This is a genomic window from Levilactobacillus sp. LN180102 (genome assembly GCF_050106635.1).
Lineage (GTDB): Bacteria > Bacillota > Bacilli > Lactobacillales > Lactobacillaceae > Levilactobacillus > Levilactobacillus brevis.
In genome coordinates this window covers 13,896-36,924 of the sequence record NZ_JBNIIX010000013.1, presented here as the reverse complement: position 1 = coordinate 36,924, position 23,029 = coordinate 13,896, and the positions used below count along the sequence as shown (strand labels likewise).

At 42.2% G+C, this 23,029-nt stretch carries 19 protein-coding genes, 2 tRNA genes and 1 other RNA gene; 14 read left to right on the top strand and 8 right to left on the bottom strand.

What is annotated here, in order from left to right; translation table 11 throughout:
• Positions 1-62 precede the first annotated feature (62 nt).
• From ACP4IT_RS08885 to ACP4IT_RS08875, 3 genes are read left to right on the top strand one after another with little or no spacing between them, the layout of a single operon-like run.
• Entirely contained in the window at positions 63-809 is a 747-nt protein-coding gene (locus ACP4IT_RS08885) for a glutamine amidotransferase (RefSeq protein ID WP_041815225.1), read from the top strand.
• Between the two features lie 53 nt (positions 810-862).
• Entirely contained in the window at positions 863-1,858 is a 996-nt protein-coding gene (locus tag ACP4IT_RS08880; RefSeq protein WP_024855116.1) for a DMT family transporter, read from the top strand.
• A 13-nt stretch (positions 1,859-1,871) separates the two neighbouring features.
• Positions 1,872-2,921, top strand: coding sequence for a linear amide C-N hydrolase (locus tag ACP4IT_RS08875; RefSeq protein ID WP_156646808.1), 1,050 nt, complete (start codon positions 1,872-1,874; stop codon positions 2,919-2,921).
• Positions 2,922-3,031: 110 nt separating this feature from the next.
• Here the strand turns inward: ACP4IT_RS08875 and arcA are convergent, their stop codons facing one another.
• The 4 genes from arcA to ssrA form a co-directional block, all read right to left on the bottom strand.
• Positions 3,032-4,264: an arginine deiminase gene (gene arcA, locus ACP4IT_RS08870; RefSeq protein ID WP_015473477.1), complete on the bottom strand. Its 1,233-nt coding sequence runs from the start codon at positions 4,262-4,264 to the stop codon at positions 3,032-3,034.
• 401 nt (positions 4,265-4,665) lie between these two features.
• Entirely contained in the window at positions 4,666-4,968 is a 303-nt protein-coding gene (locus ACP4IT_RS08865) for a hypothetical protein (RefSeq protein WP_128491751.1), read from the bottom strand.
• Positions 4,969-5,126: 158 nt separating this feature from the next.
• A complete protein-coding gene (locus tag ACP4IT_RS08860) occupies positions 5,127-5,552 on the bottom strand; it encodes a hypothetical protein (protein WP_128491752.1) in 426 nt (141 codons plus the stop codon).
• An 850-nt stretch (positions 5,553-6,402) separates the two neighbouring features.
• Positions 6,403-6,774, bottom strand: a transfer-messenger RNA (tmRNA) gene (ssrA, locus tag ACP4IT_RS08855).
• 270 nt (positions 6,775-7,044) lie between these two features.
• Here ssrA and ACP4IT_RS08850 point away from each other — a divergent pair.
• From ACP4IT_RS08850 to ACP4IT_RS08825, 6 genes are all read left to right on the top strand, one after another.
• Positions 7,045-7,779 carry a response regulator transcription factor gene (locus tag ACP4IT_RS08850; RefSeq protein WP_024525558.1) on the top strand — a complete coding sequence of 245 codons (735 nt, stop codon included), beginning with the start codon at positions 7,045-7,047 and terminating at the stop codon, positions 7,777-7,779.
• Complete coding sequence (locus tag ACP4IT_RS08845) at positions 7,776-9,245, top strand: sensor histidine kinase (protein ID WP_015473494.1); 1,470 nt, start codon at positions 7,776-7,778, stop codon at positions 9,243-9,245. The genes ACP4IT_RS08850 and ACP4IT_RS08845 overlap by 4 nt, the downstream gene beginning before the upstream one ends.
• A gap of 58 nt (positions 9,246-9,303) precedes the next feature.
• The gene (locus ACP4IT_RS08840) at positions 9,304-10,452 is read left to right on the top strand and encodes a class I SAM-dependent methyltransferase (protein WP_015473495.1); all 1,149 of its coding nucleotides are present in this window, start codon (positions 9,304-9,306) and stop codon (positions 10,450-10,452) included.
• A 182-nt stretch (positions 10,453-10,634) separates the two neighbouring features.
• Entirely contained in the window at positions 10,635-11,501 is an 867-nt protein-coding gene (locus ACP4IT_RS08835; protein WP_015473496.1) for a GRP family sugar transporter, read from the top strand.
• A 129-nt stretch (positions 11,502-11,630) separates the two neighbouring features.
• Complete coding sequence (locus ACP4IT_RS08830; RefSeq protein WP_011667989.1) at positions 11,631-12,977, top strand: glucose-6-phosphate isomerase; 1,347 nt, start codon at positions 11,631-11,633, stop codon at positions 12,975-12,977.
• 287 nt (positions 12,978-13,264) lie between these two features.
• Positions 13,265-16,282, top strand: coding sequence for a YfhO family protein (locus ACP4IT_RS08825; protein WP_015473497.1), 3,018 nt, complete (start codon positions 13,265-13,267; stop codon positions 16,280-16,282).
• Between the two features lie 365 nt (positions 16,283-16,647).
• On the opposite strand, the gene ACP4IT_RS08820 is transcribed toward ACP4IT_RS08825, so the two are convergent.
• Together ACP4IT_RS08820 and ACP4IT_RS08815 are read right to left on the bottom strand one after the other, a co-directional pair.
• Positions 16,648-17,130, bottom strand: a complete 483-nt coding sequence (locus ACP4IT_RS08820; RefSeq protein WP_024525554.1) for a TspO/MBR family protein — start codon at positions 17,128-17,130, stop codon at positions 16,648-16,650.
• 252 nt (positions 17,131-17,382) lie between these two features.
• Positions 17,383-17,456, bottom strand: a tRNA-Glu gene (locus ACP4IT_RS08815).
• Between the two features lie 179 nt (positions 17,457-17,635).
• On the opposite strand from ACP4IT_RS08815, the gene ACP4IT_RS08810 reads away from it, so the two are divergent.
• Positions 17,636-17,708, top strand: a tRNA-Gln gene (locus ACP4IT_RS08810).
• A 327-nt stretch (positions 17,709-18,035) separates the two neighbouring features.
• Here ACP4IT_RS08810 and ACP4IT_RS08805 read toward each other — a convergent pair.
• Complete coding sequence (locus ACP4IT_RS08805) at positions 18,036-19,193, bottom strand: site-specific integrase (protein ID WP_141268122.1); 1,158 nt, start codon at positions 19,191-19,193, stop codon at positions 18,036-18,038.
• A gap of 57 nt (positions 19,194-19,250) precedes the next feature.
• Complete coding sequence (locus tag ACP4IT_RS08800; protein WP_223876643.1) at positions 19,251-19,847, bottom strand: helix-turn-helix domain-containing protein; 597 nt, start codon at positions 19,845-19,847, stop codon at positions 19,251-19,253.
• A 176-nt stretch (positions 19,848-20,023) separates the two neighbouring features.
• Between ACP4IT_RS08800 and ACP4IT_RS08795 the strand changes: the two genes are divergently transcribed.
• The 4 genes from ACP4IT_RS08795 (at position 20,024) to ACP4IT_RS08780 (ending at position 22,886) form a co-directional block, all read left to right on the top strand.
• Positions 20,024-20,203, top strand: coding sequence for a helix-turn-helix domain-containing protein (locus ACP4IT_RS08795; RefSeq protein WP_125766214.1), 180 nt, complete (start codon positions 20,024-20,026; stop codon positions 20,201-20,203).
• Positions 20,204-20,476: 273 nt separating this feature from the next.
• Positions 20,477-20,695 carry a hypothetical protein gene (locus ACP4IT_RS08790; RefSeq protein ID WP_156646814.1) on the top strand — a complete coding sequence of 73 codons (219 nt, stop codon included), beginning with the start codon at positions 20,477-20,479 and terminating at the stop codon, positions 20,693-20,695.
• On the top strand, positions 20,692-21,492 hold the full coding sequence (locus ACP4IT_RS08785; RefSeq protein ID WP_156646816.1) for a bifunctional DNA primase/polymerase: 801 nt from the start codon (positions 20,692-20,694) through the stop codon (positions 21,490-21,492). The genes ACP4IT_RS08790 and ACP4IT_RS08785 overlap by 4 nt, the downstream gene beginning before the upstream one ends.
• Positions 21,492-22,886, top strand: coding sequence for a virulence-associated E family protein (locus ACP4IT_RS08780; RefSeq protein WP_156646818.1), 1,395 nt, complete (start codon positions 21,492-21,494; stop codon positions 22,884-22,886). The genes ACP4IT_RS08785 and ACP4IT_RS08780 overlap by 1 nt, the downstream gene beginning before the upstream one ends.
• Positions 22,887-23,029 lie beyond the last annotated feature (143 nt).

Genomic DNA, 23,029 nt, shown 5'->3' with positions numbered 1-23,029 from the left:
ATCTTTAATTTGTGCGCACAATTAAAGAATCAACACTAATTAAAATATCAGGAGTGATTGAAATGTCTAAAATTCTTTTAGCTGGTGAATCATGGATTTCTACAACGACCGAATATAAAGGCTACGACTCTTTTACCAGTACAAAATTGGAAATTGGCTGTACGAAACTGTTAGCTGATTTACAACAATTGGGACATCTAGTGACGCACTTGTTAGCTCATGATGTCCCTGAGCATTTTCCTTGGACCAAAACAGAACTGGATCAATATGATGTGATTATTTTATCAGATATTGGCTCGAATTCACTTGTGTTGGCTAACCAGGTCTTTGCCGAAGGAGAATCTACGGTTAACCGAATGGCCTTACTGAAGCAATGGGTGCTAGATGGCGGTGCTTTAATGATGGCTGGCGGATATTTATCTTTTGGTGGTTTTGAAGGAAAAGCGCATTATCATAATACGCCAGTCGAGGAAGTGCTTCCGGTCCAAATTTCGGCCTTTGATGACCGAATTGAGGCGCCTCAGGGACTGGTTCCACAAGAGGCTCTAAAAAATGCAATTAGTAGTGGATTAGGTGAGTTTCCTGGTATCTTAGGGTATCAACAAGTAGTGGCTAAGTCCGATAGTGAGATTCTAATGACAATCGAAAAGGACCCGTTATTAGTGATCGGGCAAGCTGGAAAAGGCCGCACGCTAGCTTATATGACAGATATTGCTCCTCACTGGGCGTCTACAGATTTTATGTCGTGGGAATATTATGGTGAGTTTTTTTCTCGGTGTATAAATTGGCTCACTCAGGGGAATAAGTAAGTTTTTTGAATCTTGCTAAGTGCGAATTGAAAAGGAATGGAGAGGTATCCATTATGAATGAGTTGAAAGCAAAAAGTACAACTGAAAAAACGGTGATTGTCCCATTACTTCTAATTGCAACGATTTTTGCCGGTATGTTGTCACCTATGCAGTCTGCCGTTAATGGTCAGGTTGGTCAGCAATTGGGGGATGGAAATGCTTCCGCTGTTATCTCTTTTGGTTCGGGTCTGGTGGTCATGGCAATTGTTATTTTAGCGCGGAAATCTACTCGCCAACAATTCAGTTCAATTCCGAAAAAGGTAGCGTCCCGATCATTACCATGGTGGAACTGGTTGGCTGGTTGCTGTGGTGCCATGGTAGTTTTTTCAGAAGGTGCTTCAGCTTCTGTGCTTGGTGTTGCAACGTTTCAGACAACTTTGATTTCGGGAATGGTGATTTCGGGATTGGTTTGTGATCGATTAGGAATTGGGGTCGCAATTAAACAACCATTTAATTTCCCACGAGTTTTGGGAGCATTATTGGCGATTGTCGCAACTGTACTTGTGGTTTTACCTAGTTGGCAGGCGCCTAAGGTTATTGTTTTAGCTATTTTGCCATTTCTAGCGGGCTTGTTAGCAGGGTGGCAACCTGCTGGTAATTCAGCGGTAGCTCAGGAGACTGGGTCCATGCTCGTTTCAATCACTTGGAATTTTATTGTTGGTTTTAGTATTCTAGGCTTAGCCTTATTGATACGGATTGGAATGGGGCAAGTTACAGTAAGCCTTCCTGAAACCTGGTGGATGTATTTGGGTGGGCCACTCGGTCTCTTGTCAATTGCATTGATGGCTTTACTAGTCCGCGGTTTAGGATTATTGCTTCTGGGGCTTGCGTCTACCGCAGGTCAACTGATTGGTTCGGTGTTGATTGATTGGTTGATTCCATCATTGGGCAATCAAGTGTACCTGGTTACTATTCTAGGCGCGGTAGTTGCGTTAGCTGGTGCTGGTATTGCAATGGTTCCTTCAGCAAATAAACACGTTAAGTTAGATGAGCTAGAAGGAAAGAGTTAATAGGAGGGATATTATGTGTACAGGAATTGGTTTGGTCAGCCAACAGGGACATCCGTTTTGGGGAAGAACACAGGACTTTGAACAACACTTTGAATACGCTGGTGTCAAGATTCCACGGGGATATGAATTTACGGCAGCGCTTACACCATTTATTGCCGAGCAGAATGTTATGGGAATTGCATGGGCCAAGGATTTGCATCAATCACCGGTTCTCTTAGATGGTATTAATGATTATGGTATCTGTGGTGGATCTTTTTATTTCGATCATTTTTTCAAGTATGCAGCGACTGAAATGATCCAATCAACAGGAAAATTAGCCATTCGAGGTGAAGAGTTATGTACGTGGATTTTAACGCATTATCGTAGTCTCGATGAAATTAAACAACGATTAGGTAAAGATGTTGGGATTACTAACGAGGGTGGACCAATGATGGGAATGTCGGTCCCACAACACTGTATTTTTCATGATGAAACGGGACGCGCGCTTGTGGTTGAACCCTCTCAAAAGAATGGGTTTAGAATATTTGAAAATCCAGTGGATATTTTTACCAATGCACCAACTTTTGATTGGCATCTGAATAATTTAAAAACTTGGCTGGAGCGGACGACTAAACGGACGTATACTTACGACAATACAGAAGGAATAGTCCAAATCGGATTTGATGAGACTTCTAGTGGGTTGGTAGGTATCCCAGCTGATTACAAACCAGAATCTCGTTTTTTACGAGCAGCATTTGCAAAACTATTATCTATTGATGTTGACGATGACAGGGCAATGAATCAGGTCTTCCAGCTGTTAACGACGGTGAATACGCCAAAAGGGGCGCTGAGAATCGATCAGTCTGAGACACCAGTTGCTTGGACACAATACACGGCGGGATATGATATTCAGAAAAAGATTTTGTATGCATTCACTTATGATAATCGGAATCTTCGCTCGCTTGAATATGGTGATCCGGCTACTTGGGGTTCAGAATTACATTATTTTAGCTTTATTTCTAAGCAGACGACTACGCCATTTGTAGAAAAGAATCAGTGGATGGCGGGAGAAAATACCGTTTAGAGAAATAATAAAAGCATGCTCTCGCAGTTGCGAAGGCATGCTTTTATGAGTTTGAATAAATTAAAAATCACAAATTAGATAAGGGTTATTTCTAAGCATTTAACGAGTCATTAAAGGTCTTCTCGAACTAATGGCATACTCATGCAACGAGGACCGCCACGGCCCCGTGACAATTCACTTGATAAGACATCAATCACTTTTAGACCATGCTTACGTAATAATTCATTAGAAACGTAATTCCGGCTGTAAGTAACTACAACGCCGGGGGCAATGGCCAAAGTATTGGAGCCGTCATTCCATTGTTCACGGCCAGCAATGATTGGATCGCCGTTACCCGTTGGAATCAAATCCAAATCGTCAAGGTTCAAAGCATCCTTCAAGACCTTCTTCAAATCTGTTTGGTGATCAAGGTTTAATTGACCATCTTTACCTGGCGTAATCGTCCAAGTATCGATATGACCACCTTCACCTAAGATACCTGGGTGAACCGTGAATTGATCGGTGTTAATCATCGTGAAGACCGTGTCCAAATGCATCATGGCATGGTTATGTGGAATCTTAATGGCAATAACCTTGTCAAAATGACTCTTGGCAAACAGGTTACGGGCAATGTCTTCAATCGCATCAGCAGAGGTCCGTTGAGAAACCCCAATTGCCAAGACATGATCGGATAAGACTAATTCGTCCCCACCTTCGATTCGTGTATCATGGTTTCGGTCACGCCAAACATTGAGACCCTTGTTAGCAAATCGATGATGATACTTGATGATTGTTTCCATAAAGAGTGATTCACGTTGCCGAGCGGCGAAGGTCATATGGTTGATACTCAACCCATCACCTATTGAAGCGGCAGGATCTCGCGTAAAGTATAAGTTAGGCATTGGATCCATAAAGAATGGATAATCGTCTTCTTCAGCCGCACTGACCAAATCAGCTGGGACAAAGTCGAGCTCATTCTTCCGTACACCACCCATAATCTTGTTGACCATGGCTTGGGTATCCAATGATAATAAGTATTCTTTCAAAGCGTCATGCGTTACACCAGCAACGTAGCCACTTTCAGCAAGCATTTGTTCCAGGAAGTTTAACTTAACCTCTTCGCCACCGTCATCGAGGGCTTCGGCAGAGAGTTGTTCCAAATACAAGACTTCCGTACCGTTTTGCCGTAAAGTTTCAGCAAAGTTATCATGTTCTTGTTGCGCAATTGGTAAATATGGAATGTCATCAAACAGCAGGCGTTCCATCATATCAGGCGTGAAGTTTTCCACTTCAACGTTTGGCCGCTTGAGCATTACCGTCTTTAACTTACCAATTTCGGACATTACGTGAATCGGACTTGTCATGTTTATTTCCTCCCATCACTTAACTCTGAGTTTATCATACCGTCTATGGGATGAAAGTGCGAAACAAATACACTTTTTGCTATTGCGGGGGATAGGAGTAGAGTCATAGGTTACCTGTATTTGGTAAAATTATGATTGTTATGAATATAGTGTTCTAATTAAAGCCGGTTATACCGTTTTGTCATTAGCACTGACATAGTTATTACCATATTGCTGAACGGTGATTCTGAGGGTGTACCAATACGTAGTAGGGAGTTTTTGAGTGGTGTGTTAGTGTTACTGGTTTTTTCTTCCCTGTGTGGACTGGTACATTGGTCTTGTGGTGCTCTGTGTGGAGTAGTGACGGGTCTGAGAGCAAAATAAAAAGGCCACCATGCTGCGGGTAGTCTCTTTGATTGGTGCTATTTTGCCAAGAATAATGCTGCATTATTCATAGTGCCCGCATTAGTGTTAATTGTCCACGGGTAGCCCTGCTTGCCGGCAGAAATACCAGTACCGCCATTAATGTAAATGCCTAACTTGTAACCCTGTTTAATCAAGTTGGAAATTTTAGCTTGTGTATAACCATTTTTGATAAGAATTGAATTAACGGTTTTAGCAACAGCCGCATTGGTAGTAGTTACAGGAAAGTCCAAAGTATTTAAAATAGTTTCGCTGTAAGTACTACCGTATGACGTTTTTAAATCATGGCTAAGAGCAGTCAAGTTAATAACATGCTTATAATTAGAGGTTGTCATTGCCTTGGTTATTGGTTTGTTATCGACAAACTGACCGGCTCCTCGGCGAGATAGATCTACACTGACCTTTGCGTTAGGGAAATATTTAAGGACAGCCCGGGATAACTTTTGGGACTTATCAGTATTTAAGTATTTAATATAGCTACTATCTGATTTGAACGTACTAATTCTCTTAGAAATAGCAGGGGTAACATAGCCGTGCCATACATATCCTGATACTTTATTACCGGTAACCTTGTAATACACTTTTCCGTTACGTTTGAACGATTTTTGAGCGTACCATGAAGTATATTGATAGTTTTTGATATTGTACAATTTTTTGTGAAGATTTTATTCCAGATATAACCATTTTTCTTAGTATTCGTGTAGTAGAGTGGTGCAGCGTCGTCTTTGGGTGCTGACCAAGCGTATTTACCAGTTTTTCCGTATTCCCACGGGGATGTGTTGGATGTTTTCGCGCTTGCTGTAGTCGTCCCCGCAGCAAGTTCCATTCCTGCAACTACTCCTAGCAGCATGAGAGCAGCGGCGTATTTGTGTGTTAACTTTTTCATGTAGTTACCCAAATATATATGTGGTACACAAGTAGTGTAACGCTGCTGAACGTAAATTAACAACCATCCGCTGAATAAGAAAGATGGTTGTTACTTATGTTGCGCGATCTCGCCGTGGCCGGTTACTGTTTCCATAATAGCCACCTACAGCAAAACAGTTACCTTTTTACTTTCCATTTGTGATGACCACGATTAATGAACTAGGATATTGGCGACTACTAGTACCATGCCAACTGTAACGGCAATTCTCAAATAGAGCTGTTGGCGTTCAATCTTTTTCTTTAGAACTTTATTACGCATCACAGCCCCTCCTTAGAATAACTGCAATAGCAGCAAAACTAGCATGAGAGTTACACCAACGCTAGTAGCAATTTTTGTGCGCTTTTTGTAGACTACTTTCTCTTTACTCATATAAACGCACTTCCTGCCACCATGATACAGCTAGGTGAGGTAACATGTAACCCCTGAAAAGTCACCTACCTGCAATCGTGAACGTGCGTTTGAAATACGCCTCAGAGTGGGGATGATAGAGCATAACTAGTTAGGACATCCCCGCAGCAGGTAGTATAATTGACCTTTGCCGATAACATTAAAACTTAATAGTAATGCGTCTCTGTATTACACACAAGCAAAGCTCTGCCCGACGGTTCGGGTGGGACTTTTGCAGTTTCTAGGGCAAAATAAAAACTGCCAGCTATTTCAGCTAACAGTTTCATCGCCCTGCCGAGCGTGTGCTTCCCAAAGTGGTTGTTATTGGTTGTTATTTTGTAACAATCAGTCAAAACCTCTAAAAATCAGAATGCCTTTATATCAACCTTTTGAGCACTTATTGTAGTCCTTAATCACACATATATGGAGCCGGCGGGGATCGAACCCGCGTCCTAGCATATTGCCACCCCAACGTCTACACTCATATTCAGACTACTTAAGGTTTCACTGCCCAACTTGCCGCCTGTCAGGGCCCACATGAACAGCTAACCTGATTTTTCTCTTCTAACGTACTTCAGGTGGGAGTCGTTAGCGTAAGTCCGTTAAATTTAGGACCCAGATCTAGACCACGGACAAGCCTAGGAGGATCTACGTTAAGCGCCTATTAAGCAGCTAAAGCGTAAGAATTGTTATTATTTTTTGCAGTTATAATTAAACTGGACCTTTTAACGTAGATGCCGCTACGGAGTGCAGTTGGGGCGCAACCTATACCAGTCGAATCCAGAACGGCCCCGTGACAATTACTTTACTAGTTTAGCATATTCCACGACGTCTGCAAAATATTTCGCCCATAACGCTTAATTTAAGGAAAAATCTTGACTTTCAGTATAGTATAATAGGTAACTAAGTCAGCAACACCACTGGGCTAATTTATGGCAGACAAAAAGTTACAGAATCTTCATAGTTCTATCATCGTCATTTCTGATAAACCTGGTAGTTTCAGGGTACTATGGCTAACGAACTTTTTGCTAATGCCCGGGGTGTGCAACCTTTGGAGGTAGCAATGAAGTTATTAATGATTGAAGACAACCATTCCGTATCACAAATGATGTCGATGTTTTTTAAAAAAGAGCAATGGGACGCCGAATTTGCCTACGATGGTAACGAAGCAGTGGAGATGTTTTCAGCTAACCCCAACATTTGGGATATGGTAACGCTGGATTTGAACTTGCCTGGTATGGATGGCATGCAGGTCAGTGCTGAAATTCGTAAACTTTCGCCGACCGTTCCAATTATTATGCTAACGGCCCGGGACTCCGAAAGTGATCAAGTATTGGGACTGGAAATGGGGGCTGATGATTATGTCACCAAGCCATTTAGTCCGATTACCTTGATTGCGCGGATCAAGGCCTTGCATCGCCGGGCTGAATTGGGGCCCACCGCTAAGCCGACCGAAGCTGAACCATTGAACGAGACTGAGGCCTTTGATGTTGTCACGGAGAACTTTAAGTTAAATACCAAGACGCGAGAGGCCTACTTGAATGGTCATCAGATTCAGGATCTCACGCCTAAGGAATTTGATCTACTAAAAACCCTGGCCCAAAAGCCACGACAGGTATTCTCACGTGAACAATTGCTACAGTTAGTTTGGGATTATGAGTACTATGGCGATGAGCGGACGGTTGATGCCCATATTAAAAAGTTACGGCAGAAGATTGAAAAGGTTGGCCCACAGATCATTCAGACCGTGTGGGGCGTTGGTTATAAATTTGATGATAGTGGAGCAGATCAGCAATGAAACTCATGTACCAGCAAATGCTAGGTTTCTTTGCGGCGATTACGATCATTTTGGTGCTAATGGGGGTATCCTATTCACAAATGACCCGTCACATGGTATATAGCAACACGTGGAATTCGCTAGAAAAATATTCAAACAGCTTGATTGAGCAATCGCTGCGGATCAGTTCGCAAAGCCCAAAGACGGTTAACTTTGATACGACGGCCTTAGAGAATAGTGAACAACTGTTACAAAATCAGGCGATCAGTACCACGATTTACAGTTCGTCAAATCGCATTGTGTTTCCGGCTAATATCTATCAGCAAGCGATCAATCAGACCGACTGGAAAAAATTGAAAAATAATCAGATTATTCATAAAGTCGTTGACCGCCGGGTTCGCAACAAGAATGGGCGTGTTAGTCCGGCAGTGACTGAAGTGATGAAGCCTTATTTCTACAATCATAAACTAGTTGCTGTAGTGGTTATGGGGGCTTTCGTTTCAGACATTAATACTAACGTTAACCAGATTAACCGTAATTTGATTCGCTCACTCCTAGTTTCCTGTTTAGTTGCGATCGTTGCGAGCTACATTTTAGCGCGATACTATACGTCGCGGATTAATCGATTGCGAAAGGCGACTAACCAAGTGGCCAAAGGGAACTATGATGTTCAAATGGCTAGTCGTAATCGAGATGAAATTGATGATTTGATCAATGATTTTAATGGGATGACCCACTCTTTGAAAGCATCACAAGAAGAGATACAGCGTCAAGAGGAACGGCGGCGTGAGTTCATGGCCAATGCGTCACACGAAATGCGAACCCCTCTGACAACAATCAACGGGTTGCTGGAGGGGTTGGCGTATGACGCCATTCCCGAGGAAAGCAAAGAAGAAAGCATTGAGTTAATGCGTAGTGAAACAAGTCGTCTGATTCGTCTAGTTAATGAGAACTTGGATTATGAAAAAATTCGGTCTAATCAGATTACGTTGAACTTACATGAATTTAATGCAGTTGATGCGTTGCATAACATTGTGGAACAGCTGAAACAAAAGGCGGATGACTCCGGCAATGTTCTGGAATTGCAGGCTCCCAAAGAAATTGAGGTTTACGCGGACTATGACCGCTTTGTTCAGGTCATGTTTAATATCACGCAAAATGCTATTCAGTTTACGCAGAATGGCACGATTACCTTGTCGGCGCAACGTGGATATGAAGAAACAATTGTTAAGGTTGCTGATACGGGGATGGGCATGTCTGACGAACAATTGAAAAATATTTGGGAACGGTACTATAAGGCGGACCCATCACGCAAGAATACCAAGTATGGTGAATCCGGCTTGGGCTTGTCGATTGTCCACCAATTAGTCCAACTTCATCATGGGAAAATTAGTGTGACGAGTAAAGAGGGTGTGGGGACAACCTTTACGGTTATTTTCCCAGATCAGCATCAGACCCATTCACAACGTGCGAAAACTAATGAATAGCGTTAGGGCCTAGCGTCCAACCGTGATACAATGAGAGGAACCATTAAGGAGGAAACTTTTGAAACGAGTACAAATTACCGGGAAGTCGGTCCGTAAGTTTGAGGACGGCTATCCTATCGTATCTTTAACTGACTTAGAAGATCGTCAAGATTTTGAAGACGGCGCTTGGGTCCAACTAGAAAATCACGGCCATTTTGTGGCGACCGCCTACTTTGCCAAACAACATCGGGGGATCGGGTATGTATTGAGCCTGCGAGAAAACGAAGCGATTGATGAACGTTTCTTTGCCAGCAAATTCCGAGCGGCTGTAGCCAAGCGGTCGGCCTTTACCGATGTATCCGCCTACCGGTTGTTTAACGGTAGTGGTGATAATCTCGGGGGACTAGTGGTCGATGTGTACAATGGTCAATTTGTCTTTCGGTGGCAAAATCAAGCCCTGAAACGGCAGGCTAAATTAATTTATGCTGGGTTTGAACGCGTTTTAGGTAAAGGGCAAACCATTTTAGCGGCTACCTCCGGGCAAGAGAAGATGCAACTGGTTAGTGGGCAATTCCCTAAATCGGTGACGTCTGTGCTAGAAAATGGCGTAACCTATCCGGTCGACCTAACTATTAGCCGCCAGCAACTTGCTCTGGAATTTCGGGAGGTTCGTGATTGGGTTAAGCAGACTAGTCAGCAAAAGCGGCTTCTGAATTTATTCAGTGCGGAAACTGGGGTCGTAACTGCTGCCATGTTAGGTGGTGCCGTTGAAGCCATTACGGTTGATCCGACTAATCGGGCAACCACCACGATTCAGGCTCAGTTAGCGGCTAACAATCTTGATCAAGCAGCAGTTGAAATGCGGACGATGGATGTGCCTAATTACTTGGACTATGCCATCAAGCATGGTCTCACATTTGATACGATTACAATCAATCCACCCGCTTTTATTCGAGGCAAAAAACGTGCCTTTACACTAGAACAGGATTTACCCGCTTTAGTGGCACAAGCTTTGCAAGTGGCTCAAAGTGGTAGTCAGATTTTGGTGACTACGACGACACCGACCTATTCTATGAAGCGATTAAAGCAGGCTGTGAGTGACGCCACGCAAAATTATACCGGTCATGTAACTGCTTCCACAGAATTTCATGCACCAGCCGATTTTTTGCAGAACGATGCTGACCGTCATAGTGAAGCACTTCGGGGATTGCTGTTAATCGTCGAATAATGAAAGCACGTGAAAATTGCTAAAAAAGGCCGTTTTGAGTGGTTAGACCACTCGCCTAACGGCCTTTTTTTGAGCAATAATGGTTTACATTTAGAATAGAAACCTTTAAACTAACTATTGCAAATTAAAAAGCGCTTACAGAGAAGATTGACATAAATGAAACGAGAATTGAGGCTTACAAAATGTATATTCTTTTAGCTTTGATCCCCACCGTTTGTTGGGGAAGTATTGGATTAATCAGTGGACGTTTGGGCGGAACTTCTTACCAGCAAACCCTGGGTATGACGGCAGGGGCCGTTTTATTCGGGTTGTTTTCCCTAGTCTATTTTCACGAACCGATTACCCGAATGTCGATGTTAGTCGGTGTTGCTTCTGGGTTATGCTGGGCAGTTGGTCAGTTTGAACAATTCCAATCGATGAAGTTTATTGGGATTTCACGGACCGTACCGATTTCAACTGGTTTACAATTAGTCGGTACCGCCTTGGCTGGCGTGTTGCTCTTTCATGAATGGAAGACGACTAAGATGGTGACGATGGGCACAATCGCTGTGATTGTCTTAATTGCTGGCGCAGCGATGACATCTTTACGCGACAAGCGTGCCGCTGCTGGGACCAGTGAACCGGTGGAAGCTGGTCGAGGGACGATTGCCATTATTATTTCAACAATTGGCTACGTGCTCTACACGGTAATTGTTACCGGATCTGGCTTAGATTCTAAGACAGTTTTGTTCCCACAATCTTTGGGTATGATTCTGGGTGCGATTATTTTCGTGCTATTCTCTCGGCAACAGGTTTGGCATAAAGCAACGGCAAAGAATATCATGACTGGGCTAGTTTGGGGGATTGGGAACTTCTTTATGTTCATGGCAATTCCTAAGGTCGGACTGGCCATTAGCTACTCATTAGCACAATGTGGGATTGTTATTTCAACTTTCGGAAGCATTTGGTTATTGGGTGAAAAGAAAACAAAACGTGAAATGGTCTACATCACTATTGGCTCAATTCTAGTGGTCATTGGTGGGGTGACTCTTGGTGTCATGAAAGGGTAATAAAAAGGCTGATAACGTGGGTTATCAGCCTTTTTATATTTTGAAAAAATGTGGACTAGACCATTTACTTTTTGAGTAAATGCGTTATAATGGACTAGTCAATAATAATAAAAGTGAGGTTATCTAAATATGGCACATATCGCCTTTGATCGTTCCAAACTGACACCGTTTATTCATGACAATGAACTGGGAGAAATGCAAGCAATGGTTAATGCCGCTGATGCACAATTGCGTCAAGGCACTGGCGCCGGAAGTGACTTCCGTGACTGGCTGACTTTACCAAAAGATTATGATAAAGCCGAATTTGCCCGCATTAAGGCAGCTGCTAAGAAGATTCGCTCGGATTCCGAAGTCTTTATCGTCATTGGTATCGGGGGATCTTATCTGGGTGCTAAGATGGCCGTGGACTTTTTGCACGATACCTTCTTTAACACGCTACCAGCCGAAAAGCGGCAAGGTCCGCAAGTCTTCTTTGCTGGGAATTCAATCAGCCCAGACTATCTGCATGACTTGATTAACCTAATTGGTGACCGCGACTTCTCTGTTAATGTTATTTCGAAGTCTGGGACCACGACGGAACCTTCAATTGCTTTCCGCATTTTCAAGGACATGCTTATTAAGAAGTATGGTGAAGAAGGCGCCAAGAGCCGAATCTATGCAACTACGGATAAGCAACGTGGGGCCTTGAAGACGGAAGCTGATGCTGCGGGTTACGAGACATTCGTTATTCCTGATGGCGTCGGTGGTCGTTATTCCGTATTGACGGCGGTTGGTTTATTGCCAATTGCTGCATCCGGAGCAGATATCGACCAATTGATGCAAGGGGCAGCTGATGCCCAAGAAACTTACACAGACCCTGATCTGACCAAGAACGAAGCTTATCAATATGCCGCTACGCGTAATATTTTGTATCGTAAAGGCTACACGACTGAGCTATTGGAAAACTATGAACCACGGTTACAATACTTTGCTGAATGGTGGAAGCAACTGACCGGTGAATCTGAAGGTAAAGATCAAAAAGGGATTTACCCATCTTCTGCTAACTTCAGTACGGATTTGCACTCCTTAGGCCAATATATCCAAGAAGGTTTACGTAACTTGATGGAAACGGTCGTTGTGGTTGATAAGCCGCAAAATGACGTTACTGTGCCAAGTGCTGAAGATGACCTGGATGGGTTGAAGTATTTGGAAGGCAAGCCGATGAGCTTTGTTAACCAGAAGGCATACGAAGGCGTTGTGCTGGCGCATACAGATGGCGGTGTACCGAATATGAGTGTGCACATTCCAGATCAAACACCATACACCTTGGGCTATTTGATTTACTTCTTTGAAGTAGCCGTTGCAGTTTCTGGTTACTTAAATGGGATTAACCCATTCAACCAACCCGGTGTGGAAGCTTACAAGACAAATATGTTTGCCTTGTTGGGCAAACCAGGATTTGAAGACTTGGGCAAAGAATTAAACGCACGACTTTAATTTTAGAAGAATCCTTAAGAAAAAATGGTTCAAGGCATTTGCCTTGGGCCATTTTTGTTGGGATAACTAATGGACTGACTAAGCAGAAAGCTACGGTCGGTTAGTTGAACATGCTAAAATGTATCCGTGATATGATTTTTTGACGACATTCAGGTAACGGGAATTAAAATTTGGATTACAGTTTGGCTAGTTGACTTGTATGATAAAACAATAACTTTTATCATAGTTAATGGCGTCCTCAGGGGAAGGGGACAACTAATGTTACATATGATTAAGGGGAGAAGATTTTGAAAGCAACGAAACGGCAATATGCCTACTACACGGGGATGTTTATGATCTTAGTAGTGGCACTTTATGGTATTTTTTTGTTAACGGGGAAGTCCTTTATCTGGGAAGGAGACGGTTTAGCGCAACACTACCCAATCTTAGAAAAGTTTTATACGTGGCTTCACCAAGGAAGCTTAACCGGTTGGTCGTGGGATCTAGGGCTGGGTGCTGATAAGCTGACGACATTTTCTTATTATGTTTTGGGCGATCCCTTCAGTTATTTGATTGCTTTTTTTCCGAAAGGACGCTTGGAATTAGGCTATAATTTGTTAATTTTGCTAAGACTTTACGCGAGTGGATTAGCCTTTCTATTCTTTGCACGGCAGCGGTCATTCAAGCCCGCGAGTCAATTGGTAGGAACGTTAGCCTATACGTTTACCGGATATAGCTTATACGTTAGTATCCGGCATCCGTTCTTTCTGCTACCAATGATTCTGTTTCCACTTTTAGCTTATGGAATCGACCATGTTTTAAGTGGAAAATCATGGATACCATTGGCTATTTTTACAGGCTTAGCTTTGATTAGTAATTTTTACTTTGCGTATATTCTAGCGCTAGGAAGTTTAGTTTATGCTGTTTTACGGTACTTAGCCATTAGACAAACAGTGTCCCTGCCTCACTGGCGCGTACTGTGGCAATTGGTTGGGGCTGGCTTGACGGGTTTCTTACTAGCGGGCGTCTTATTTATCCCCTCGCTTTTAGGTGTTCTCAGCTCGACACGGGCGACCGCTAACTTTGCGAATGGGTACTGGTTATATCCCTTGAATTATTATTTACGGTTTCCCAATGCGATTATTACGACGGGGAATCCGCTACAGTTTTGGGTGAATTTAGGCCTGAGCGGACTCACCTTTTTGGCCTTGGTGTTTGTTTTGCGCCATTTCCGCCGGTACCTGTGGTTGAATATCAGTCTGATTTTGTTGATGGTTGGGGTGCTATTGCCGGCCGTTGCGGCCGTAATGAATGGCGGAACAACGCCATCGCAACGTTGGCTCTTGTTGGGATGTTTAGCCTTTAGTTTGGCCGTGATGACCTTCGTCGATGAGTTGCCACAACTTACTCGCGGTGATATCGCAACGCTTATTTGGAGCGTTTTAGGCCTATTAATCATTGTCTGGGCTGCTAACGGCTTTATCTATAATAACCATCGACATGATTTTACGATGTATGGTCTGCTTTTATTAACGCTGGGAGTTGTGATTGTTGGGCCCCTTTACCAGTGGACCCCACGTTTATGGCAAATGGCTCTGCTCAGTTTATTAGGCTTAAACATTGTAGCTAATGGTTATGGCTATTTCAGTCCTAATTCTGGTGGGGCAAGTCAGCAGCTATTGGCACGCAGCGTCGCAACGAAATTTCAAAAGAATTATTACGATGGCGCTCAGCGATTCGTTAAGGCACAGGGTGGCTTTCATCGTTCAGCAATCAGTCGATACTATTATTACGCAACTGATGCGAAAACCAATATGGGGATGAACTTGGGAACGCATGATATTATGAGCTACTTCTCGATTCAAAATGGCGCTATTGGTGATTTTAGTCAGGCAATGGATAACTCTCAGTTCAAGATGAATAAACCCATCAATCAAGCTGATGGGCGGACCACGTTAAATAACCTGTTGGGTGTGCGAACCATTTTTGCTCGTAGCAATCAGTTGGGCATTCAAGCCTTTCCAGACGGCTATCGACCAGTTAAACGCCAAGGTAAGCGCGTCACATTCCGCGATCAGCCGGTGCATGATCTTGGCAATAATTACAATACCGTTTTGCTTCAGTCTAAATACGCTCTCCCATTGGCCTATTTGCAAACGCACCAATTAAATGCAGCTCAGTTTTGGCAATTAAATGGTGTTGAACGTGAGCAGGCATTAACCACTGGGGCACTGGTTGCGGGTGGCGCCCACGGGGTACCCACGCGAACGTATCATAAGCAGGGCCGCCCAATCGCTTATCGTGTCGTTCAGGACGATACGACTGTGTTAGATAGTTTGAAGAAAGTGGTCACGTACCGGCAACAGGGTAACCAAAATGATGCTCAGTTGGCTCAGGTCACAAAGTCTTCATTGCGGAAGAAAAATAAGGACCGGTCTGTTAATATTCGGACAGGTCAAGCCCGCCTAAAGCAATTGACCCGGCAGAATCGACAAATCTTACGGCAGAATGCTAAAAAGAATCAACATGGTTTACGGCAAATGACCAGTGATAATCAGAATAATCCCGTAACGTATCGCTTGAAAGTGGATCGACCGCAACGAACCGCGCATACGGAACTGTATCTGGAGTTGGATGGCATTCAGGCACAGCGCCTGAGTGTGGCTGATAATTATCACGGGGCCAAGACGACCAGCGCGTTCAGCAATACTGCCTATACGGGTATTCAGCGATTGAACGTTCTTCGAAACGCCTTGTGGCGAATGAGCGATGGTGCCTACTCAATGACAGTTAGCTCGTTCCACAATGTGGCTAGCTTTAATCAGTTGGGACAAACTAATTTATCAGACTATCAGGTGAAACATCGAGTACTGCTTAATCTAGGCTACTCAGCCAAGCCGCGCCGGACGATTAAGCTGACTCTTAAGGGTGGTGTGAAGCGCCTGAACTTTAAGTCAGTGAAGTTAGTAGCCGTACCGTTTGGCAAAGGGTATCAGCAACGGTTGATGCAATTGAAACGTCAAGGACTACGACAGCTGACGGTGCGTGATAACCGGGTGACTGGAACCACACAAGCATCGCAAGCTAGTGTGCTAACGACATCAATTCCTTATTCATCTGGCTGGCGGTTGACAGTTGATGGTCAAGCGCAGGCAACCAAACGGGTTAACGTTGGTTTTATTGGGGCACGTCTTGCTCCAGGAAATCATCGGATTGTTTTAACTTATCACACGCCAGGACTACGAATTGGGCTATTCCTGAGCGGAGTCGGGTTGTTGATTTTGTTGGTAGTTGGTGGCAGCACCTGGTGGTATCGTCGTAAATAAAATGAGTCAGTAGGTGGTGGACACAGGTTTAAAGTGCCCGCCATTTTTTTAGCATATAGCGTGGTGCTCCTTCAATTGGCAGGTTGATCTGATTAACACCTAATTTAATACCGGTGTATGAACTTGATTGCTGAATTCCATTGTGCTAACATTAACGATGTTCCATAAATAGGGAGCACGTTTACATTTTTTATCTCCTTCAGGGTGCTGTTCAATCATTTGACAGCACCTTTTCCTAAAATAATGAGGTTTTGAAAATAGTTTGTGCTATAATGAACTTATTTGGTTCCCACTAAAACTTATTTATCAGTTACACAAAAAAACTCTAGCCAATTTATGACTAGAGTTTTTTTGCGAGGTGACGGTTAGTTTAAGATGGCGACACCAATGGTTAAATAAGAAGCAAAAACAATCCAAATCAGATAGGGGACCAGCAATAATGAAGCTAATTTAGAAGTTTTATAAAACTGTCCAATACAGAGTAAGACTAGTAGGTCTAAGACAATGATGACAAGGAACCCGATCCAGTAGGCATTGTAGTTGAAAAATAGAATGCTCCATGCAAAATTGATAAATAATTGAAGTAAAAAGAGGGTGTAGTTGGTCGCGCGATTAGCTTTAGTGGTATGCAGAAAGATCAAATAGCCAGAGAAACCAATTAAGGCGTAGAGAATCGGCCAAACAATCCCAAATAAATAATCCGGTGGTGACAAGACAGGCAGTGTTAATGAATTGTAGTGTTGTTGGATATTGCCAGCGAAGAGTGCCGACAAGCTACCAATCCCTTCAACGACGATGATAAATACCAGCAAATAGAGCCAATTGAATTTTCGGTAATGAAGATTCACCGGCCATCCCTCCTTAAGTTGATTTAGACACAGTTTAACATATAGGTGAGGGGTGTTTGAACTTAAAGGCATTAATGAGAATGGGAGTTATTTACTTAACAGGAAGTATCATTTGGCAATGCTGATTAAGGTTTACCATCATTTTCTAGGTATGTGGATAAAGTACGGTTCAGCGCGAATCATTTAGGAAATACAAAAAAGGTGATAAAACGTTATTAAAACCACGTTCTATCACCTTTCAGCATATCAGTATCACCCGCACGGGGCTCGAACCCGTAACTCCGCCTTGAGAGGGCGACGTCTTAAACCAGTTTGACCAGCGGGCAATGTCATTTACTAGCAGTATCTAATTTACGCTATCCAACGAAGAATGTCAATTGTTCTTTGCATAAAATTACACACAAGTGGGAATTCATACAAAATACTGGTTTTTTCAGGAAAACTGGTTGACACCTAAAGCGGAACAAGTTACTATTAAATAGTTGTTTCAAGCATCACAGCTTATTGGGTATTCGCCAAATTGGTAAGGCAGCGGACTCTGAATCCGTAATTTACTGGTTCGAGCCCAGTATACCCAATTCCTACTTATCAGCCGTTGTCATAGGGTGTCAAAACCCTTATGACAGCGGCTTTTTCTATGCCTAGGTGTTTCATTGATTGTCATTCATTATCAATAAAAGTTAGCCAAATGGTAAGCCAAGTAAGCCACGTTTATTCTTGCTGTGATAGTCTTTTGAAGAGTGGGTCGCGTAAAAAAGTAAGCTAGAAAATGACTAATTCGTTTTTACCCTGTACCTGAAACTTTTCGTTTTAACGTGGTACACGTGGTACACCCGGACAATCGTTGATATAACAACGTTTAAAAGTGTCCTAACGTGGTTCATTACCCGGTGCAACGTGGTACACTAGAAATTAAGGTAACTTGCTAGTTTTTGGGTGGCTTCGTTCTTTTGTTTTGCAGTGACTGCCGTGTAAATATCTAAAGTCGTTCGATAGCTTGAATGTCCTAGCTGATCCTGAACCGATTTAACCGAAGCACCAGCTTCAAATGCCAAGGTGGCATAGGTATGCCGAAATGCGTGGACGGTTACGTGTTTTAGATCATATTTCGTCAGGGTATGTTCAAGCCATTTTCGCGGCTTAGATGGCTGAAACATCTCATTATTTTCATTGGCAAAAACATAATTGTTGCTATGATTTACGTTAAAACCAAAACGGATAAGATATTTCTTCTGTTCCAATTGCCACCGTTGCAAAATTTGCACTGTTTTAGGGTCTATGAAGACAGTTCGATTACTTCTGGCAGTCTTGGGTGTCTGCACCAGTAAACGAGCCATATCGCCTCGAGACTGTGTTTTATTGACGCTTATGGTGTGATGAACAAAATCAATATCTGACCATTCCAAACACAACATTTCTGACTTTCGCATACCGCTAAATGCTGCCAAACGGAAGAACACACTAGCTTGTGGCGTATTGTCGTCATCATTCAGACACTCAAAGAAGTGTTGCAATTCTGACTTATCAAAATAATTCTCTAAGTTTTTGCGCGAACGATCATTCTTATTCACCGGAACAATAACCCGTTTTGCAGGGTTCTCACTGATTAAGTCAATATTGATGGCATAATCGAGAACCTTAGCAACGTAGTTCATAAGCGTATGATACTTGGCTAATCCCTCGTTAAACCATTGGTTGATTGCTTTCTGACAATCTTTAATGGTTATTTGAGCTATGCGGTACTCGCCAAATACGGGCAAAATGTGTAGGCGAAACATTCGTTTGGTAGTTGCCCAAGTGCTTTCTTTAACGGTATGCTGGTATTGTGTAAACCAGAGTTGATAGATGTCACTAAAAATAGAATTATCATTCTTTGCGGGAAGTCCATGGTTGTAAACATCAAGCTCAAGTCTTGATAGTACAATCTGGGCTTCTTTTTTTGTCTTGAATCCACGACGACGGGTAGTTTTTTTCTTACCAGTTAGTGGATCAGTGCCTAAATATATTTGAAATTGATAACGGGTATTCCCGTCCTTGTCCTGATACTTCTTGATTGCTGCCATATATAATTTCCTCCATAACGTACCGTGCGGGGGCAGTGTTATGTAAGAAAACAATTATTAAAAGTATATGTGCAAAAAATGGGACTCGCTGGTGTTTGAATAATTAAAAGAGAAAGTACCTTGTGTTGAAAATTCAGAATTAATAAACGCGTTGAAGTCGCAAAATATATCATTATTTTTATCAAAAGAGCTCATTTCGTAATGACAGTTAATAATCAATTCATTTAATATGCTTCTCAAAGTTCGCTGTTGATTTCCCAAAATCAAACCGCCGATTGCTAAATTTGGATCTTTTTCCACTGATATTATTATTTTGTTCAGATTTTGGTTTTTTATATTCTGAAAAAAATCTATTTTAAACGTGGAATTGGTAATCAGATCAAAATTGATTGGAACAATATAGGAAAAGACTATGCTGCTTATCTCGTTACGAACCTTCTTTTTTTCAGAAGTTGGGGGAAGAATGGAATAGTTAGTAACGGCAGGCGCTAATAAAGTGGAGACAGGACACTCTATAGAATTAGCGATTAGTTTTAGTGTGGAAAGTCTGGTATTATCAGGAATTTCATCGTTTTTTATGAGCCTGGCAATTGTAGCTTTAGATAATTGTGTATCATTTTGCAAATCCGTAAATGACATATGAAGTTCAAGCATGCGTGACCTTATGGGGTTCAATTTGAATGCCTTCTTTCAGTTTTTTATAAGAAACCTATCTGAATAAATGGTATCACATACTTGACTTCAAATGAACAACTATGTATCATAAGTTCAGTTAAAGAAACCAAATATAGTTCTTAGTTTCTTTAATAAAACCGTAGGAGGTGGCAAAGATGAATAACGAAAAAAATCAGTGGCTAACTTATCATCAAGTAATGGAAGAACTAAATATTGGCAGCATGAATACAGTCTACAAGATGATTAATGACGGATTAAAGGTAACTAGCATTGGTAGACTAAAGCGTATTGAACGTAAAGAGCTGGATAAGTATTTAGCTTCAAAAACAATTTAAATTGCACCGTGCGGGGGCAGAATAAACTTAAGGAGGTGATCCTATGAACTTAGTCAGTTTACTGTTGGTCGGTTTCCTTGCCAGTTATTTTCTTGGCATTGCTACGGCGTTAGTTGGAATGAAGAAAGCATAAAGATACGAGGCAAGAAAAATGGGAAAACATACAAAAAAAGACCTACTTAGCTTTGGTCGGCAGTAGGTCAGGCAGATTGCAATGTATGTTTCCCCTTAATTCTAACACGAAAACACGTTTTGGATAAAGGAGAAATTTAAATGCGAGAAATTAAAGATATTGATGAACTGACAGAAGAAGCAGGAGACATTTGCAATGCCTTACGTGGTCTAAAGAAATATATTGATTTTATCCTGTGTGAAGCGTCAAAAGATGATTCTGGAGAGGTTAGTGGCTTGGTCGCAACGATCGTTTGTCTTGCTAACGCTCACTATACGGATATGGATAATTTCAATGTTTTTGGTGGTGAAGAGCAATGAAAGAATCTGCTGCGCTATATACGGCAATTGAATTGGCTGAAAGCGGGTATGATATTTATCCCTTATCAGCTAACACTAAGACACCACCTAAGGGCCACCACGGATATTTAGAAGCCACTAAAGACCAGAACACTATTGTGGACTGGTTTCAAAGTAACCCGGATTACAACCTAGGCTTGCGGTTAGACACGTCCCATTTATTGGTGGTTGATGTTGATATTCACGATTCTACTAAGAATGGAAAAGATAGTCTGATGAAGTTACAGCGTCAAGGCAAGACACTTTCACCAGATACGTACATTGAAAAGACAGCCGGCGGTGGTCTCCACTATTTCTTTAAGTATACCGGAGACAAGGTGCGCAAGGTCGATAATTGGCCCGGTATTGATCTGCTAACTGACTTTACTGTCATTGCACCAAGTGAGATTGGTGGCATGGCTTATGCACCCTTATCTGGTCGAACACTGGCTGATATTAAGCCGGCACCTAATTGGCTAGTTGATGAATTAAGCACCAATGGTTTGAACGGTGCGCCAGAACACGCCTATACAACGCGGTTAAAGAAATATACGGGGCGTTTGCTTGATGAGATGGTGCAAGGGGTCAGTACAGGTGATAGAAATGTTTGGCTTACTAAAATGGCAGGTCGAATGTTTAGTGTAGGTGCTGATCCGAAAACTGTTTATAACATGTTATCGGTGATAAATGATTCTTTTGTAGACCCGTCGCTATCCAGCAAAGAGATAAATGTTATTTTCCAGTCTATTTTAAAACGAGAGAGTAAGGGGGTACGTTAATGGGAAAAGCAATGGATTTACCAGCAGAGGTTCAGGAAACAGCCAACAATGTTATAAGAATGCAACGTGATGCTGATTGGCAGAATGATTTTAAAAAGAATTCAGACGATGTTATCAAAACTAAGTCCCTATATAATATCCGTTTAATTATGGAGCATGACGAAATGTTAAAAGGACTAGTTGTCTTTGACGAGTTCTCGGAGCAAATAATTAAGAATCCACAAACTGATAACTCTTTGTTCAAAAAAGGCTTCTGGAATGACAGTGATGACACATTATTAAGAAGCTATCTTGAAGATCATTACAACCTATTATTTAGCAAAGAGAACATCACGGACGCCGTGGTGACCGAATCTCATCGAAAGAAAATTAATCCCGTTAAAGACCGTATTGAAAAAGTTGTTTGGGACGGAAAGCCACGTGCTGAACGTTACTTCATTGATTACTTGGGTGCCGAAGACAACCACTATACGCGATCTATTACTAAAACGTGGTTGACGGGTCTCATTGCAAGAGTATATGTACCTGGAGTTAAATTTGAAATTGTTCCTATTCTTGAGGGAAGTCAGGGATTAGGCAAAAGTACAGCCAGTCGTAACCTATACCCGGATAAGTTTAATGACACGCTAAAAGGAATGGGGAAGCAAAAAGACGATTACCAGCAATTGCAAGGCAGTTGGGTGGTTGAGGTTGCTGAACTTTCCGCGATGAAGAAAACGGATATTGAGGGAATTAAAAATTTCATCAGTGCTCAAGCTGACACTTATCGGAACAGTTATGGTCGCTATGCTTTACCGCACCCTCGTAAATGTGTATTTATTGGGACAACCAATCAATCCGATTACTTGAAAGATGCCACTGGTGAGCGGCGTTTTTACCCAATTAAATGTGGTGTTAATAAGGCCAAGTTAGATGTATGGCACCCGGACGAGAACTTTATTCTTCAAGTTTTGGCAGAAGGTAAGTATTGGTTTGATAATGGCGAACTTTTGTATCTGGATAAGGCGACTATGAAAGAAGCTAAAGCCTACCAAATGGAGGCTGAAAGTGTTGATCCTATGAAAGATGCTGTTGAAGAATTTCTATCCATGAAAGTACCTGTCGATTGGGAAAACATGAGTACCAGCTTGAAGCAAAGTTATGTTAATGACTACGGTCATCAATCTAAATGGTTGCTTAATCAGATCAGCAAAGAACGGAAACTACTGAATCAAACAACAACTCGCGAAATTATGGAAGTTGTTTTCCATAAAACAGTTGATCGTTATTTAACTGGTCGAACAAACTCAGAAGCAAAGCGAATTAAATTGTTAATGGATAATATGGACGGTTGGAAAGCACAACGAATTAGAATGAATGGAAAGTTTCCACATGGCTATGTTCGCGTACAATGATCGAAAATGCTAAGTGTACCACGTTGCACCGGGTAATGAACCACGTTAGGGCACTTTTAAACGTTGTTATATCAACGATTGTCCGGGTGTACCACGTGTACCACGTTAAAACGAAAAGTTTCAGGTACAGGAGGGAAAGGAAA